The sequence below is a fragment of the Acinetobacter sp. YT-02 genome (assembly GCF_002412355.1).
GTDB classification, from domain to species: domain Bacteria; phylum Pseudomonadota; class Gammaproteobacteria; order Pseudomonadales; family Moraxellaceae; genus Acinetobacter; species Acinetobacter towneri.
Genome location: NZ_NOZT01000009.1, coordinates 19120 through 35408, shown reverse-complemented (window position 1 = coordinate 35408; position 16289 = coordinate 19120). Strand labels below are relative to the sequence as shown.

Below are 16289 nucleotides of genomic sequence, written 5' to 3'. Positions count from 1 at the left end.
ATTCTGAAGCTTGCCGTATTCGGTAAACTCAAACCTTAACGCACAATACCACGTTCAGATTGTTCTAAAGAATCAATTAAACGCTGCGCTTCTGCCACATTTGGCAAAATATCACTGCGAATTTGCTGAATGGCTTGCTCAGTGGTTAATCCAGATTTGTAAATGAGTTTAAAGGCTTCACGAAGACCTTGAATCACATCCTTCGACCAGCCTTTACGACGCATTCCTTCCACATTCATTGCAAATGCATGTGCAGGATTACCAGAAACCATGACATACGCAGGCACATCTTTAAGAATAAGCGATGCACCACCAATCATGCTATAAGAGTCAATTTTACAGAATTGGTGAATACCAGAGTTTCCACCGACAACCACATAATCCCCAACATGCACATGACCTGCCACACCCACGTTATTGGCAAAAATATTGTGATCACCCACCATACAGTCATGTGCGATATGTGTATTGACCATAAGTAAGTTGTGACTACCAATTTTGGTCAGGCTATTGTCTTGCACCGTACCACGATGCAAACTGCAGTGTTCACGAATTTTGTTGTGATCACCAATTTCTAGCCAAGTTTCCTCACCTGCATATTTTAAGTCCTGACAGACCTCACCTACGCTGGCGAACTGGAAAATTTCATTGTGCTGACCAATACGGGTGTAACCACCAATCACCACATGCGAATGAAGTTTTGTACCCTCACCAATCGTTACATTTGGGCCAATAATACAGTATGGACCAATCGTGACATCTGAAGCGATTACTGCAGATGAGTCAATAATAGCGGTTGGGTGAATGAGTGGGTTATTGCTCATGCTTGCTCTGTTTTCTGATGCGAAACCATAATTTCCGCGGTTGCTGCGACGACGCCATCAACGGTGGCGATACAATTATATTTGTAAATGCCTCGTTTTTGCATAACTAATTCAGATTTTAATACAAGTTGATCGCCTGCAACGACTTGTTTTTTAAATCGAACTTTTTCTGCGCCTGCAAAAAGGAACAAAGAACCTGCGCTCGGTTTCTCATTATTCATGATAAAACCTAAAATGCCCGACACTTGTGCCATCGCTTCAACGATTAAAACACCTGGCATGATCGGATAATTCGGGAAGTGTCCTTGCAAGAATTCTTCATTGATAGATACGTTTTTATAACCCACGATACCGTTATCAGTGACTTCTACAATGCGGTCTACCAATAAAAACGGATAGCGATGGGGTAAATATTCACGAATGGTTTGAATGTGCATTGGCAATTCAGGTTTAGTGAAGGTGCTAGAATTCGACTCAGTCATCATAATTATTTACGCAATTTAAAAGTTGATTCAAGGGACTCAATTTGAGATTGCATATCATCAAGTCTTTTCACCAATTGGGTCAATGGCACATCTGCTAATTGTCTGAGGCGCACAACAGTACGTTTCCACTTTTGATTTTCAAACAAGCCTATACCTGACGAATATTTTCCTGATTCAGAAATATTATTTGTGACCATTGACATTCCTGTCAAAGTCACATTATCAGCAATATTTAAGTGCCCTGAAATTGCACTTCCACCACCAATGATACAGTTTTTGCCAATTGTCACACTTCCAGCCACGGCAGTTTTTGCTGCAATGGCCGTATGAGCACCTAATTTGACGTTATGTGCGATTTGCACAAGGTTATCAATAATGACACCATCTTCCAAAATTGTATCATTTAGTGCACCGCGATCTACGCTGCAATTCGAGCCAATACGAACGTCATTGCCAATAATCACCGAACCCAACTGTGCAATACGATGCCATTTGCCTTGATAAGGTGCAAAGCCAAAGCCTTCACTGCCAATTACAGTATTGGCGTGTATGCGCACACGATGTCCAAGCTTGGCTGCGCCTGTCAAAGTCACGTGTGAATCAATAAAACACTGTTGACCAATTTCGACAAAGTCATCAATTTTACAGTGCGATTGCACAATCGTATTGTCACCCACCACACAATTTTCACCAATTACGACGTAATGACCAATATAGGCACTATCGGCGATGATGGCTGATGGATGGATTTGGGCTGTGCTTTCTATACCACGTTGCGTATGCTTGCGCTCAAATACATGAGTCAAAATTGCAAAAGCCAGATATGGATTATCGACCACAATAAAGTTGTGATGATTGTCTAACTCGGCTTGTAGTGAAGCGGTCACAATTAAAGCTCCCGCTTGGGAGCTACGTGCTTGCGCTAAATATTTATCGCCATTCACGAATGCAAGTTGATGCGCCTGAGCAGACTCAAGGCTTGCCAAACCTTGCAAACGTAAATCGGCTTGTCCAATGTATTGACCTTGAACTAAACCAGCAATTTCTTCTAAGCGATAATGTTGGGAACTCATTGATTATTTAAGTGCGTTGACCTTTTGGATCATTTTATCAGTTAAATCATACTTCGGGTCATAGGCAAGTGCCGAGTTTTTATTCAAAACTACATCTAAACCATTTTCTTTACGCAATTGTTCAGCAACTTGCTTTAAACGAGTTTCAAAACCATCGTTAATTTTGTACAATTCTGACTGAACACGGGTTTGTACCACTTGTTGCAAGCCATTAAATTCTTTCAATTTCGCTTGAAACTGTGTATTCATTTTTTGCTTTTCAGCGTCTGATAAATTCGTAGTCTGTTGCGCGCGTTGCTGCATGGTTTCTAACTCTTTAGTCAGTTGCTCAAGCTTAGTGGTTTGTGGTTTGACAGACTGTTGCAAAGCCAGATTTTGCTGTTTGAGATAACTGCTATTTTCGACAACACGCTCTAAACTTACTACACCATAGCCTGCAGCATGTGTCACTGTAGCCAGTGTAGATAAACCAAACAATGCCAAACTCAATATTGTTTTTTTCATATGCTACATCCTGTGTTTAAACGATCCAACACGGGTCGTACTTAGAAAGTACGACCAATTTCGAATTGGATATTTTTAGTGTCATCGCCATCTTTATCATTCAACGGATACGCATAGCTGAGTGACAATGGGCCAATCATGGTAATCCAAGTAAAGCCTACACCCACGCTATAACGCATTTCACCGAAGTCGAAGCCGTAATTGTCTTTACAGTACTTTCTTAAGTCAGCAGATGAAGAAATATCGCACTGAGTATCAAAGACTTGTGCGCCTTCTGCAAAAATCACTGGACGAACTTGACGTGTCCAATCCCCTTTAAATGGCACTGGTAACGCCAATTCTGTACCGAATTGGACTAAAGCATTACCGCCCACTTCTTCCAAATCGTAATTTTCCAATGAATTATGTTCTGCATAAACACTGTCATATTTAGGCCCAAGCGTGCTGTTGTCATAACCACGCACCGAACCATAACCACCCGCATAGAAGTTTTTATAGAACGGCAAATCATTACCAAAACCTAACTTACCATAGCCACGTAAGACAAAATCCTTGCCTAAAGGGAAATAAGCCTGTGCATCATAAGTCACTTTTTGGAATTCTACATCACTACCAGGCAAAGCAATTTCAGCATTAACACGATGCGACATACCATTGGTTGGGAAAATTGGACGGTTTAAGGTGTTATACGACCATCCCAAGTTTAGATTGTAAGTTAAATAATCACCAGAAAAACGATCAGCTTTAAGTTCTGTTGTACAAGGATCATTATTATCTACACAATAATTTGATGAACCAATTTCTTTACCACCATTTTCCAATAAATAGTCACGAATATACGTTGAAACTCGATTACCCGTTGTAACTTCAGTCTGGTCAATGTTTAAACCTGCACTAATGCTTTGGTTTTCATCAATTGGGTAACCAAAGTTAATTCCACCACCGAAACTATCAGTCACATAATTGTTTACGTTATAATTATCATCTAACTTGGTTTTACGGTAGTACATGTTGTAACCACGACGCACACCATCAATCGTGAAGTATGGATCAGTCACACTCAAGTTATAATAGTCTTGGGTTTCAGAACGTGATAAATCAATCGAAACTGCGTTACCTGTACCCAAAAAGTTGGTTTGGCTTAAACCTGCTTGGAATGTCACACCACCGCTTTGCGAGAAACCTACCGCCAAAGTACTGGTACCTGAGTGCTGTTCTTCTACATTAACATTTAAGTCAATTTGGTCAGGCACGTTGGGAATACGCACAGGCTTAACATCAACAGTTTTAAAGAAACCTGTACGTTCTAAACGGACTTTAGATAAGCCGATTTTTTCATTACTTGCCAATGCGCCTTCCATTTGACGCATTTCTCGGCGAAGCACTTCATCGGCAGTTTTACTGTTACCAGCGAAGTTAATACGACGCACTGTAACTTGCTGACCTGGGTTAATGTAGTAGTTTAAATCGACCAGTTTCGTTTCTTTGTCAATTTGAGGCACAATATTCACTTCGGCATAGTAATATCCTGCATTGCCATATTTACGTAGCAACAATTGTTTCACCGCATTCACTTTTTCTTGTGAATAGGTTTCACCATCTTTATAAATTTGCAGTGCGGTCAGTTCTTCTGGTTTGTACAAAGCATCGCCCAAGAACTTGCTTTTGCCAAACTTGAATTGCTCGCCTTCATCCACCGAAACTTCAACAAAAATATGCTTTTTGTCTTCGCTCAAGTTCAAGCTAGAGTTAGTGATATTGAAGTTGATATAACCTTTATTAAGATATAACGCACGTAATGCTTCCAAGCTTGCTGCCATTTTTTCGCGTGCATAGCGGTCATTACGGGTAACAATCGAACTCCAGCTACTTTCTTTAACTGCAAACGCCTGCTTAATGTCGCTTTCTTTAAATACCGTATTACCAATGATGTTGATATCTACCACTTTGGCAGCTTTGCCTTCAACAAACTCTACAGTTAAATCTACACGGTTATTTGGACGTGCTGTGGTAATGACACGTACATCCGCATCATAACGACCTTGCTGCATATACTGCTGTTCAAGTTCAGATTCTAAAGTTTGTAGTGCTGACTTTTTCAGTACTTCACCTTCAGCCACACCCATTTTCTTTAAACCATCTTCCAACGCTTCTTTTGGAATCAGTTTATTGCCTTTAAATTCAACCTTAGAAATGATTGGGCGCTCAACCACTTTAAACACTAAAGTGTCGGCTTCACGACTGGCCTGAATGTCATCAAACAAACCTGTGGCATAGAGTGAACGAATCGCATTGGCCAACACTGCTTCATTGACACGATCACCACTATTCACTGGAATCATTCCATAGACATTGGCTGGCGTTAAACGAACAAGACCATCTATTTTTATATCTCGCGCAATAAATTCATCTGCTGCATATACTTGTTGTGTTGCCGCCATTGCACTAACCAGTGCCAAGGGCATAAATAAATGTGTGTGCTGCATGCCAGTCTTTTCCAGTGTTAAATTTATTTCGTATCTACGTTGTTATAAACGCATAATGTCATTAAATAATGCAAGGAGCATCATACTTCCAAGCAGTACCATACCAATTTTTAAACCAACTAATTGTATTTGTTCAGAAACAGGTTTTCCACGAATCAGCTCGATAAAATAATAAACTAAATGCCCGCCATCCAACATTGGAATTGGCAATAAATTTAGAATTCCTAAGCTTACGCTCATAAGTGCCATAAAGGAAATAAAAGTTTGCCACCCCATTTCCGCACTTTGCCCTGCGACTTTGGCAATAGTAATTGGGCCTGATAAATTATCTAAACCAATTAAACCACGTACCATTTTGACAATAGAATTCAGAATCATGCTAGACAGCTGACCTGTTTTATCTACCGCCATAAATAAAGCTTCACTCGGGCTGTATTGAATGGTTTGCTTAAAATCTTCTGGAATGACAATTTTTCCAGGATCACTTTGCACACCCAATACACCCGAAACATTGCCCATATTGTCACGTTTGCCTTGCGGCATCACTTCCAGTTGCTGTACTTGATTGTTACGCAGCACATCTACTTTCAGTAATTTTTCTGGCGATGCTTGAACAACTTGTACCACATCGTACCAGTCATTCATTTTGACGCCATCAATCGCAATAATTTGATCGCCGACTTGCATACCTTGACGAATGGCCGCACCATCTTCACTTAACTTACTGACAATTGCAGGAATTTGTGGGCGATACGGTGTAAAACCCAAGATATCTAAAGGTGATTGGGATTGATCATTTAAGAAATTTTGAATGGGTAAGCTAAATGTTTTGATTTCACCTGCGCGTTCCGCCTGTACCTGGATCTTGCCTGTTTCACCTACACGATCTACCAAGGCAAAGTTCAGCTTTTCCCATGTCGTCACAGGCGTACCATCAATGGCGGTAATCTTATCACCTACTTGCATTTGCGCTGCCGCCGCAGGTGTATCTGCCAGTACCTTACCCACACGGGTATTCAACTGTTCTTGAGAGGGTAAAAATAATAGCCAGAACAATAATATGGCAAAAATCAGGTTGATTAACGGACCTGCTGCCACAATCGCAATACGTTTCCACGGATGCTGACGATTAAAGGCATAAGGTAGGTCTGCTTCTGCAACGTTTTCTTCGCGTTCATCAAGCATTTTGACATAGCCACCCAAAGGCAGTGCCGAAAGCTGATATTGAATCCCCGATTTTTTAGACGTCCATTTTAAAATGGTTGGCCCAAAGCCTATGGAATACACCAAAACTTTGACACCTAATTTACGTGCAACAAAGTAGTGCCCAAACTCATGAATTGCAATTAAAGGTCCTAGCAAAAGAATCGCTGCAACCACAATAAATAAGGCACTCATGCTTTAGCTTCCTTTATTCAACACAAAATACTGTGCAATAGCACGAGCATTTTGGTCTGCCTGCAAAATCAGTTCAATGCTTTCTGCGGCTGAATTTTGTATTTGGTTCAAGGTATGCTCAACCACTGTCGCAATTTCAGTAAAACGAATTTTTTGCTGCAAGAATGCTGCAACTGCAATTTCATTTGCTGCATTTAAAATAGCAGGCGCCAGACCACCTTCTTGCATGGCTTGACGTGCCAGACTTAACGCAGGAAAACGTGTGGTATCGGGTGCTTGAAAATCAAGCTGATGATTGACAAACAAATCTAAAGGCGGAACATGCGTTTGGATACGCTGCGGCCATGCCAAAGCATGCGCAATTGGCGTACACATATCAGGATTACCCATTTGTGCCAAAGTTGAACCATCCACATATTGAACCATGGAATGAATAATACTCTGTGGATGAACCACAACTGTAACAAAGTGTTCTGAAATTGCAAAAAGATGACACGCTTCGATTAATTCCAAACCTTTGTTCATTAAGGTTGCAGAATCTACCGAAATTTTTTGTCCCATAGACCAATTTGGATGTTTGCAGGCTTGTGCAGGGGTAACGTGTTGCAGTTCTTCTAGGCTATGATTTAAAAATGGGCCGCCCGAAGCAGTCAGTAAAATTTGTGATACACCTAGCTGAGGTTGTCCATTTCTTTCGGTTTGTAAATAATGTTCAGGCAAACATTGAAAAATCGCGTTATGTTCAGAATCTACAGGCAATAACAAAGCACCATGTTCACGTGCCGCCTGCATCATGATGTCGCCCGACATCACCAAGGCTTCTTTATTGGCCAATAACACGCGCTTACCCGCTTTAACCGCAGCCAGTGTAGGTAATAAACCTGCCGCACCGACAATGGCTGCCATCACCACATCCACTTCAGGATGTTCGGCAACTGCGATTAAACCCGCCTCATCGCTTAAAATTTCAATCCCTGAAATGTGTTGCTGTGCAAGTAACTGCTGCAATTCATCAACTTTTGCCGCAGGTACAACCACAATTTTAGGATGATACTGTTTGCATATTTGAACCAGTTCTTGAATTCGGCTATGTGCCGTCACGGCAAAAACTGAATACTGCTCAGGATGTTGTTGCAGTACTTTTAGGGTGCTTTGTCCAATTGAACCTGTCACACCCAAGATACAAACAGCTTGTGACATTTATAAATCTACGCCAATAAGTTTTAAAACATACATACCTGCAGCAAAAATTGGAGCTGCTGCAAGTAAAGAATCAATCCGATCTAGCACACCACCATGACCTGGCAAAACTCGCCCAGAGTCTTTAATACCTGCACGGCGCTTGATCATGGATTCAAACAGATCGCCCAATACTGAGCTAAATACCGTAAATACCGAAAGAATCAAAAATAAAATATGTTGTGCCAAAGTTAGGTCCAAATACACCACTTCAACAACAATCACGATTAGCATGGCAGTAAAAACACCGCCATATAAGCCTTCTACTGATTTGTTTGGACTGACATTCGGTGCAAGTTTTTTCTTGCCCAGTTTACGCCCAACAAAATAAGCACCTGAGTCTGCACCCCAAACCAACAAGAACAAGTACATTAACCACCACGGCGAACTATTCCATACGGAAAAAATTGCAGTGACCGCAGCAGAAATTAGAATAAAACCAATAAAACTTAAGCTTGGGTTATACCATGCATCGTATTCTGGATAAGACTTGACCCAATAAATACTGAGTAACCATGTCAAAATAGAAGCTGCCCAAAGTAACAAGGCAATATCACTAAAATAAAGTGCCATTGCTGCCAAAGCGGCAGTCAATACACCAAAGCCCCAAGCCACAGGTTTGAGGACATATTTAGTTTTTCTTGGCATGAGTTTGAACCACTCATAGCCCGCAACCCCTGCTGCAACAATCATCAGCATAAACATTGGATAGTGCGACTGAGTTGCAAACATACAACTCAACACCACAGCAACCAATACCAATGCGGTAATAATCCGCTCTAACATGTATTAATTCTCAATTTTCTCTTGTTGAATTTGCTCAGAAGTTTTACCAAAACGACGTTCGCGACCACCAAATACTGCCAGTGCATCGTCAAATTCTTCTATGCTAAATTCAGGCCACAAGGTTTGGGTAAAATACAATTCAGCATACGCAGCTTGCCAAAGTAAAAAGTTGGACAATCTAAAATCGCCACCTGTACGAATCAACAGATCGACAGGTGGTAGGTCTGCCAGACTGACATATTGACCAAAAAGTTGTGTATCTATTTGTTCAATATCAATTTTATGCGCCACAACATCTGCTGCAATTTGTTTTGCAGCTTGTGCCATATCCCACATACCACCATAACTAATGGCAATTGTGAGTGTCATGCTGTTGAAATTAGCAGTCCTTTGTTCGGCATGCAACATTAACTCACGCAAATGCGGCGACAAACGTGAACGGTCACCAATAAAACGTAAGGCAATATTGAATTTTTCCATGCGTGGTAATTGCTCATGAATTGTGGTTTCCAGCAATTGCATGAGTAAATCCACTTCAAACTGCGGACGATTCCAGTTTTCACTCGAAAAAGCAAAAACGGTTAAAGCTTGAATGTGTTTTTTTCTACAATGTTCAACAATCGGGTCAAGTACATCTTTACCAGAGCGATGTCCTTCCCCTTTTTGCATTTGATTTTTTTTTGCAAAACGATTGTTGCCATCCATAATGATGGCAACATGTTTTGGCAAAGACGCGCTGTCTTCCGATGTGGTCATTGATTAGACCTTCATCAACTCAGCTTCTTTTGCAGCAAGACGCTTGTCTACTTCTGCAACGTATTTGTCTGTGATTTTTTGGATGTCATCTGCTGCACGGCGCTCATCATCTTCAGAAATTTCTTTTTCTTTCAATAATGCTTTGATGTCGCCCAATACATCACGGCGGATGTTACGAATAGCAACTTTGGCATTTTCTGCTTCAGAACGAGCAACTTTTTGCATGTCACGACGAGTTTCTTCAGTCAATGCTGCAAGCGGTACACGAATTGCATCGGCTGTGATTGGGTTTAGACCCAAATCTGACTCACGAATTGCTTTATCAATTGCAGACACCATTGAACGCTCAAATGGCTGAACCAATAAGGTACGTGAATCTTCTACACCAATGTTGGCTACTTGGTTAAGTGGCACATCGGAACCGTAGTAAGAAACCATCACACCATTTAAAATTGATGGATGTGCACGACCTGTACGTACTTTGGCAAAACCATGTTCTAAAGACTCTAAAGTCTTGCTCATACGTTCTTCGCTGTCTTTTTTAAGATCGTTAATCATAAGATCTTCCTTACTGTATTCTAAAATTTGAGTCAAAATATAGGGTTAAATTAAACCGTAGTATAAAGAGCTTTGTGGCTCACGTACATTAGTTCGTAACGTGAGTTCCTTCTTTTTCGCCCATCACTACAGAAAGCAATGCACCTGCTTTATTCATATCAAAAACTTGCAACGGCACATTGTGATCGCGGCATAAGCAGATTGCAGTTAAATCCATAACACCTAATTTTTCATCCAACACCTGGTCAAATGTAAGTGTGTCATATTTCACCGCATCTTCGTATTTGCTTGGATCTTTGTTATATACGCCATCTACTTTGGTCGCTTTTAAGATCAAGTTAGCTTCGATTTCGATACCACGTAAACATGCTGCTGTATCTGTGGTAAAGAATGGATTGCCTGTACCCGCAACGAACACACACACTTCACCTTGAGTCAGGTGACGAATCGCATCACGGCTTGAGTAAGACTCAACCACTGTACCAATAGGCAATGCAGACATTAAACGGGTTTTGATGTTACGGCGCACCAAGGCATCACGCATGGCTAAACCGTTCATCACCGTTGCCAACATACCCATTTGGTCGCCTGTTACACGGCCGACTAAACCATCTTTTTGTAATTGGCTGCCACGGTATAAGTTACCACCACCGACAACAATACCCACTTGCACACCTAAACCAACCAAGTGTGCAATTGCCAAAGACATTTGATCGAGCACTTGCGCATCAATCCCCATGTCTTTATTACCCGCAAGTGCCTCACCCGATAGTTTCAACAAGATACGTGCATAACGTGGCTTTTTTGAATCTAACATTGTCATTACTCCAATTCTAAATTCTAAACTTTAATTTTTTACAATTTGTATGGCTTACAGCTAGCAATCCAAATCTGCAAAGCATTATGCAGATTTGACCTGAATCAGCTTGGCAAATAAGTCGTATTCATCGGCATCGGTAATTTCAACTTCAAGTAAATCACCTGCTTTAATCACGCTCTTGTCAATATCTTCTACAAAGACGTTGCCATCAATTTCTGGCGCATCTGCATAAGAACGTGCCACTGCGACTGGAAATTCTTCTTCCAAATCATCTACCAACACGGTCATGGTTTGACCAATACGTTTTTGCAGTTTAGCTGCTGAAATTTCTTGCTGAACCTGCATAAAACGCTCATAGCGTTCTTGCTTGATTTCTTCTGGCACATGATCTGGCAAGTCGTTTGCTGCCGCACCTTCAACAGGTGAATAAGTAAAGCAACCAACACGGTCTAATTGCGCTTCTTTTAGCCAGTCGAGCAAAATTTGGAAATCTTCTTCTGTTTCGCCTGGAAAACCCACCACAAAGGTTGAACGAATCACCAGCTCAGGGCATTTTTCACGCCAAAGTTTTAAACGCTCCAACGTGTTTTCGCTGTGCGCAGGTCGCTTCATCAACTTTAATACTTTCGGGCTGGCATGTTGGAATGGAATATCCAAATAAGGTAAAATTTTGCCTTGTGCCATTAAATCAATTACAGCATCCACATGCGGATATGGATAGACATAGTGCAAACGCACCCAAATACCCAATTGCCCTAAGGCTTCACACATATCATAGAATTTGGTTTTAACAGGCTGACCGTTCCAAAAGTCCAATTTGTATTTGGTATCTACGCCGTAGGCAGAAGTATCTTGAGAAATTACCAATACTTCTTTTACGCCTGCACGTTTCAGTGCTGCAGCTTCTTCTAATACCGAACCCACAGGACGCGAAACTAAATCGCCACGCATGCTTGGAATGATGCAGAAAGTACAGCGATGGTTACAGCCTTCTGAAATTTTAAGATAGGCATAATGTTTAGGCGTCAAACGAATGCCTTGTTCAGGTACCAAATCAATAAATGGATTATGTTTTGGTGGCTCAGGAACATATTGATGCACCGCTTCCATCACGTCCTGATAAGCAGCCGCGCCAGTCACTTTTAATACGTTGGGATGCATTTGACGAATTTTATCTTCATCTTTACCCAAGCAACCTGTCACAATGACACGACCATTGGCATTCATGGCTTCGCCAATCGCGTCTAAGGACTCTTGTACTGCAGATTCAATAAAACCACATGTATTGACAACAACTAAGTCAGCACCTTCATAATCAGATGCGACATCATAACCTTCAGTTTTTAACTGAGTTAAAATTCGTTCGGAATCTACCAATGCCTTAGGACAACCTAAAGAAACAAAACCGACTTTGGGGGATTTCATAGAATCTGCACTCCACTAGAATGCGCGTATTGTATGACTTTTCTTTGCATAAAAATAGAGAAATAGCCGACTCTTTGCATAATGCACCAAAATACAACCATTCAGGCTGAATGATTTAAATATTGCACCATTTTAATGCATTTTTTATTTACAGTGTTTCTGTTATCCGTTATATCTTGAAAATTCAGTCCAGTTCCTGCGCATTTTTCCGATTCTTCAGTGATAAATGCACTAAAAACGAAAAGTTGGCGTGCATTTTGCTTAATTCGCCTCAATTCGATCCAAATTTGGAACATGGCTGACACATGACAATGCCCTTGCACAATATTTCATACAGGAAGCATTCACGAATGGATCAGACCCAGCGCATTGACTACCGTCTTTTGGTGGATAACCTTAGCACTGCAATTTTACTGGTTGATCGTGACCTGAATATTTTTTATTTAAACTCATCTTGTGAAGCATTGTTTGATATCAGTTTAATTCGCGCTTCGGGGCAACCCGTTTTAAATTTGCTGCACATGCCTGATGATGAGTTCAATACGCAAGAGGCTTTCCTGAATACCATCAAAACTGGTCAGCCCTATACCCGCCGTGAAGCAACCATTAACGTCAATTTTAAAGACATTCATGTCGATTACACTGCATCACAGTTAAACGCAGGCAAGCCGTATCATCCACTTTTGCTAATTGAATTAAATCCGATTGATCGGATGCTCAAAATTTCCAAAGAAGAAAACTTTATTCAGCAGCATCAAGTCGCGCGTCAACTAATTCGAGGTGTAGCACATGAAATTAAAAACCCGCTTGCAGGAATTCGTGGTGCGACACAACTGTTAGCACGAAGTTTAAATGACCCGAAATATGATGAATTTACCGACATTATTATTAGCGAGGTAGATCGTTTAAGAAACTTGGCCGATACCATGCTCGGCTCACGCCAACTACCAAGCTATGAACTGGTCAATATTCACGAACCTTTAGAACGGGTGCGCAGCCTGATCGTCAATCAAACTAAAAACAAAATAAATATTATCCGTGATTATGACCTTTCTTTACCTGAAGTCATGGCAGACCGCGATCAATTGATTCAAGTCATGCTGAATATTTGCGCCAATGCAGTACAAGCCATGACCGAACATCCCGATTTCTTTACCGAGCATCGACCTGAATTAATTTTAAGAACTCGTATTCAACGCCTGGTCACCATTAATGGTGTGCTGAATCGTTCTACCGTACGTGTTGATATTGAAGATAACGGCCCAGGCGTACCTGAAGACATTTTAGAGTCTGTGTTTTATCCATTAGTGACTGGACGCGCAAACGGTACAGGACTTGGCTTGAGCATCGCACAAAATATTATGCATCAACATAACGGAATGATTGAATGCCAATCCATTCCAGGAAAAACAATATTTAGCTTATATTTACCTTGGGAGGCGAGTCATGTCGCGAAATAAAATTTGGGTGATTGATGATGACCGTGCAATGCGCTGGGTACTGGAAAAAACTTTTAGAGAAGAAGGTTTTGAAGTCACCAGTTTTGAAGAAGCACAGTCTGCACTAGATGAGTTAAACCAAGATGCACCCGATGTAATTTTGACCGACATTCGCATGCCTGGAATTGATGGTTTAACTTTTCTTGGCAAAGTCAAAGTCAGTTATCCTGACTTACCTGTAATTATTATGACAGCACACTCCGATTTAGAATCGGCAGTATCAAGCTATCAAACTGGTGCATTTGAATACCTACCCAAGCCTTTTGATATTGATGAAGCACTTGCTTTAGTCAATCGTGCAATTTTGCATATCACCAAACTACAACAGCAAGAATCTGCAAAATCGACAGTGCAGCCAATTCAATCGACAGAAATTATTGGTGAATCGCCTGCCATGCAGGAAGTGTTTCGTGCGATTGGTCGTTTATCGCAATCACACATTACTGTGCTCATTAATGGTGAATCAGGTACAGGCAAAGAGTTGGTGGCGCATGCACTGCATCGCCACTCACCGCGTAGCAGCAAACCATTTATTGCGCTGAATATGGCAGCCATTCCGAAAGATTTGATTGAAACCGAACTTTTTGGACATGAAAAAGGTGCATTTACAGGTGCCAATACACAACGTCAGGGCCGTTTTGAACAAGCCAACGGCGGCACCCTGTTTTTAGATGAAATTGGCGATATGCCTTTTGAAACCCAAACCCGTTTATTGCGCGTATTGGCAGATGGTGAATTTTATCGGGTTGGTGGACATATTCCTGTCAAAGTGGATGTACGGATTGTCGCAGCAACACATCAGGATTTGGAAAAACTGGTACAAGATGGACGCTTCCGTGAAGACTTATATCATCGCCTGAACGTCATTCGGATTCATATTCCTAAACTGGCGCATCGCAGTGAAGATATTCCAATGTTGGCACAGCACTTTTTGGCACGTGCAGGCAAAGAATTAGGCGTGAGTCCAAAAATATTGCGTCCTGAAACAGTCGAATATATGCAGCAATTGCCGTGGCAAGGTAACGTGCGCCAATTGGAAAACACTTGTCGCTGGCTTACCGTGATGATTACAGGACGTGAGGTCTATCCTGAAGATTTACCAACCGAACTCAAGCAAATTCCAATTGAAAAATTAGCCGAACATTCTGCGCTTCATGTGGCAGATCGGGTATCTATGCAGCATTGGGATGAATTACTTGGGCAATGGGCAGTACAAAAGTTAAAAAATGGCGAGATGAAACTTCTGGATATCGCCATTCCAATGTTTGAACGCACCTTAATTAATGCTGCACTGCAACAAACCCGTGGACGTAAACGTCATGCCGCTGAATTATTGGGTTGGGGACGTAATACTTTGACGCGAAAACTCAAAGAATTAGGAATGGACAGTGCCGATGATGAAATAGAAGAAGATATGGAGAGCTAAACGCAGAAAAAATATCTAATCCATCAAAATATAGGGAAATTCAGCTTTTGAATTTCCCTATTTTTATATCTTAGACTCTCTAAGTTAAGTGCAATTAAGCCGCGGTAAATCCAACATAGCGAGATAAACCTTGCACGCCTAAATCCGTTTTATAAATCAAATATTGCGGATAACGACTTGAAGTCAGTTCTTGCCACATATCCAACTGATCATCATGTGCATGAATTTCATCGACACTGCGTGGCATGCTTTGTTCAAATACATCTGAGGCATATTCAAAACCCAAATCCATTGCGACAAACAAAGTATGCTCGCAAGGCTGAATATATTGTTCTTCTGCCCAATCAATAACAGCATGTTGGCAATGTGGGCAAAGCAAATTTTCAGTCGCAGGCGTATTCAGTTCAATGAGTTGATATGGCATAGAGCAGCATCACCAATAGTAAAATAGATAAACATAAAATCTGTTTGCATCATAACAAGCAATTTCTATATTTTGCGCTAAGCACGGCTTATAATTATAGAAATTTTTTTAATTATACTTATGGCAACTCTAGAAAATGCAATTACACTTGCAGTACAACAACATACAGGGCAGCTAGATAAAGGCGGTCAGCCTTATATTTTGCATCCCTTACGTGTAATGTTGCAATTACAACAGCCCGATCAGCAAATTGTCGCTGTACTGCACGACATTCTTGAAGATACCCACACCACAGCACAAGACCTGCAAAATTTAGGATTTCAAACGCATATTATTCAAGCAATTCAGGCGCTCACCAAACTGCCGCATGAAACTCGTGTTCAAGCGGCTATGCGTACTGCACAAAACCCGCTTGCCTGTGCTGTAAAAATTGCAGATGTGCAAGACAACATGAATTTAACGCGGATTCCCAATCCTACAGCACGTGATTTAGCCCGTTTAGAAGAATACCGACAAGTTTTAGAGATTCTGCAAAAAGCACAGCAATAAAGCACAATTAAAGATTGACAACATGCAACGATGCCAC

At 41.2% G+C, this 16289-nt stretch carries 16 protein-coding genes; 3 read left to right on the top strand and 13 right to left on the bottom strand.

The window, feature by feature from the left end:
• Positions 1–35: 35 nt before the first annotated feature.
• The 12 genes from lpxA to rimO all read right to left on the bottom strand — a co-directional run bounded on the left by lpxA (position 36) and on the right by rimO (position 12354).
• A complete protein-coding gene (lpxA, locus tag CF596_RS05060; protein ID WP_019836491.1) occupies positions 36–824 on the bottom strand; it encodes an acyl-ACP--UDP-N-acetylglucosamine O-acyltransferase in 789 nt (262 codons plus the stop codon).
• The gene (gene fabZ, locus CF596_RS05055) at positions 821–1306 is read right to left on the bottom strand and encodes a 3-hydroxyacyl-ACP dehydratase FabZ (RefSeq protein ID WP_026438029.1); all 486 of its coding nucleotides are present in this window, start codon (positions 1304–1306) and stop codon (positions 821–823) included. The genes lpxA and fabZ overlap by 4 nt, the downstream gene beginning before the upstream one ends.
• A gap of 5 nt (positions 1307–1311) precedes the next feature.
• A complete protein-coding gene (gene lpxD / locus CF596_RS05050; protein WP_004976698.1) occupies positions 1312–2382 on the bottom strand; it encodes a UDP-3-O-(3-hydroxymyristoyl)glucosamine N-acyltransferase in 1071 nt (356 codons plus the stop codon).
• A 3-nt stretch (positions 2383–2385) separates the two neighbouring features.
• Positions 2386–2886 (bottom strand): OmpH family outer membrane protein, encoded by a 501-nt coding sequence (locus tag CF596_RS05045; protein WP_096901426.1) that lies wholly within the window; start codon positions 2884–2886, stop codon positions 2386–2388.
• Between the two features lie 41 nt (positions 2887–2927).
• A complete protein-coding gene (bamA, locus tag CF596_RS05040) occupies positions 2928–5372 on the bottom strand; it encodes an outer membrane protein assembly factor BamA (protein ID WP_096901425.1) in 2445 nt (814 codons plus the stop codon).
• Between the two features lie 42 nt (positions 5373–5414).
• A complete protein-coding gene (rseP, locus tag CF596_RS05035; protein WP_096901424.1) occupies positions 5415–6770 on the bottom strand; it encodes an RIP metalloprotease RseP in 1356 nt (451 codons plus the stop codon).
• A 3-nt stretch (positions 6771–6773) separates the two neighbouring features.
• Complete coding sequence (gene ispC / locus CF596_RS05030) at positions 6774–7970, bottom strand: 1-deoxy-D-xylulose-5-phosphate reductoisomerase (RefSeq protein ID WP_096901423.1); 1197 nt, start codon at positions 7968–7970, stop codon at positions 6774–6776.
• Positions 7971–8795, bottom strand: a complete 825-nt coding sequence (locus CF596_RS05025; protein WP_004976707.1) for a phosphatidate cytidylyltransferase — start codon at positions 8793–8795, stop codon at positions 7971–7973. It lies immediately after the preceding gene.
• A gap of 3 nt (positions 8796–8798) precedes the next feature.
• Entirely contained in the window at positions 8799–9551 is a 753-nt protein-coding gene (gene uppS, locus CF596_RS05020) for a polyprenyl diphosphate synthase (RefSeq protein WP_004976709.1), read from the bottom strand.
• A 3-nt stretch (positions 9552–9554) separates the two neighbouring features.
• Positions 9555–10109, bottom strand: coding sequence for a ribosome recycling factor (frr, locus tag CF596_RS05015; protein WP_004976711.1), 555 nt, complete (start codon positions 10107–10109; stop codon positions 9555–9557).
• 88 nt (positions 10110–10197) lie between these two features.
• Positions 10198–10926, bottom strand: coding sequence for a UMP kinase (gene pyrH, locus CF596_RS05010; protein WP_004976712.1), 729 nt, complete (start codon positions 10924–10926; stop codon positions 10198–10200).
• An 84-nt stretch (positions 10927–11010) separates the two neighbouring features.
• Positions 11011–12354: a 30S ribosomal protein S12 methylthiotransferase RimO gene (gene rimO / locus CF596_RS05005; protein ID WP_096901422.1), complete on the bottom strand. Its 1344-nt coding sequence runs from the start codon at positions 12352–12354 to the stop codon at positions 11011–11013.
• A 350-nt stretch (positions 12355–12704) separates the two neighbouring features.
• On the opposite strand from rimO, the gene glnL reads away from it, so the two are divergent.
• Positions 12705–13814 (top strand): nitrogen regulation protein NR(II), encoded by a 1110-nt coding sequence (gene glnL / locus CF596_RS04995; RefSeq protein ID WP_096901420.1) that lies wholly within the window; start codon positions 12705–12707, stop codon positions 13812–13814.
• Positions 13801–15279 (top strand): nitrogen regulation protein NR(I), encoded by a 1479-nt coding sequence (glnG, locus tag CF596_RS04990; RefSeq protein ID WP_096901419.1) that lies wholly within the window; start codon positions 13801–13803, stop codon positions 15277–15279. Before glnL ends, glnG begins: the two co-directional genes overlap by 14 nt.
• 94 nt (positions 15280–15373) lie before the next feature.
• Here glnG and CF596_RS04985 read toward each other — a convergent pair whose 3' ends face one another.
• Positions 15374–15703 (bottom strand): hypothetical protein, encoded by a 330-nt coding sequence (locus CF596_RS04985; protein WP_004976724.1) that lies wholly within the window; start codon positions 15701–15703, stop codon positions 15374–15376.
• A 120-nt stretch (positions 15704–15823) separates the two neighbouring features.
• On the opposite strand from CF596_RS04985, the gene CF596_RS04980 reads away from it, so the two are divergent.
• Entirely contained in the window at positions 15824–16252 is a 429-nt protein-coding gene (locus tag CF596_RS04980; RefSeq protein ID WP_004976725.1) for an HD domain-containing protein, read from the top strand.
• Positions 16253–16289 lie beyond the last annotated feature (37 nt).

Bases quoted from the DNA above. Each gene is read 5' to 3' on its own strand.
- lpxA (WP_019836491.1), bottom strand. From the start codon at position 824: ATGAGCAATAACCCACTCATTCACCCAACCGCTATTATTGACTCATCT.
- fabZ (WP_026438029.1), bottom strand. From the start codon at position 1,306: ATGACTGAGTCGAATTCTAGCACCTTCACTAAACCTGAATTGCCAATG.
- lpxD (WP_004976698.1), bottom strand. From the start codon at position 2,382: ATGAGTTCCCAACATTATCGCTTAGAAGAAATTGCTGGTTTAGTTCAA.
- CF596_RS05045 (WP_096901426.1), bottom strand. From the start codon at position 2,886: ATGAAAAAAACAATATTGAGTTTGGCATTGTTTGGTTTATCTACACTG.
- bamA (WP_096901425.1), bottom strand. From the start codon at position 5,372: ATGCAGCACACACATTTATTTATGCCCTTGGCACTGGTTAGTGCAATG.
- rseP (WP_096901424.1), bottom strand. From the start codon at position 6,770: ATGAGTGCCTTATTTATTGTGGTTGCAGCGATTCTTTTGCTAGGACCT.
- ispC (WP_096901423.1), bottom strand. From the start codon at position 7,970: ATGTCACAAGCTGTTTGTATCTTGGGTGTGACAGGTTCAATTGGACAA.
- CF596_RS05025 (WP_004976707.1), bottom strand. From the start codon at position 8,795: ATGTTAGAGCGGATTATTACCGCATTGGTATTGGTTGCTGTGGTGTTG.
- uppS (WP_004976709.1), bottom strand. From the start codon at position 9,551: ATGACCACATCGGAAGACAGCGCGTCTTTGCCAAAACATGTTGCCATC.
- frr (WP_004976711.1), bottom strand. From the start codon at position 10,109: ATGATTAACGATCTTAAAAAAGACAGCGAAGAACGTATGAGCAAGACT.
- pyrH (WP_004976712.1), bottom strand. From the start codon at position 10,926: ATGTTAGATTCAAAAAAGCCACGTTATGCACGTATCTTGTTGAAACTA.
- rimO (WP_096901422.1), bottom strand. From the start codon at position 12,354: ATGAAATCCCCCAAAGTCGGTTTTGTTTCTTTAGGTTGTCCTAAGGCA.
- glnL (WP_096901420.1), top strand. From the start codon at position 12,705: ATGGATCAGACCCAGCGCATTGACTACCGTCTTTTGGTGGATAACCTT.
- glnG (WP_096901419.1), top strand. From the start codon at position 13,801: ATGTCGCGAAATAAAATTTGGGTGATTGATGATGACCGTGCAATGCGC.
- CF596_RS04985 (WP_004976724.1), bottom strand. From the start codon at position 15,703: ATGCCATATCAACTCATTGAACTGAATACGCCTGCGACTGAAAATTTG.
- CF596_RS04980 (WP_004976725.1), top strand. From the start codon at position 15,824: ATGGCAACTCTAGAAAATGCAATTACACTTGCAGTACAACAACATACA.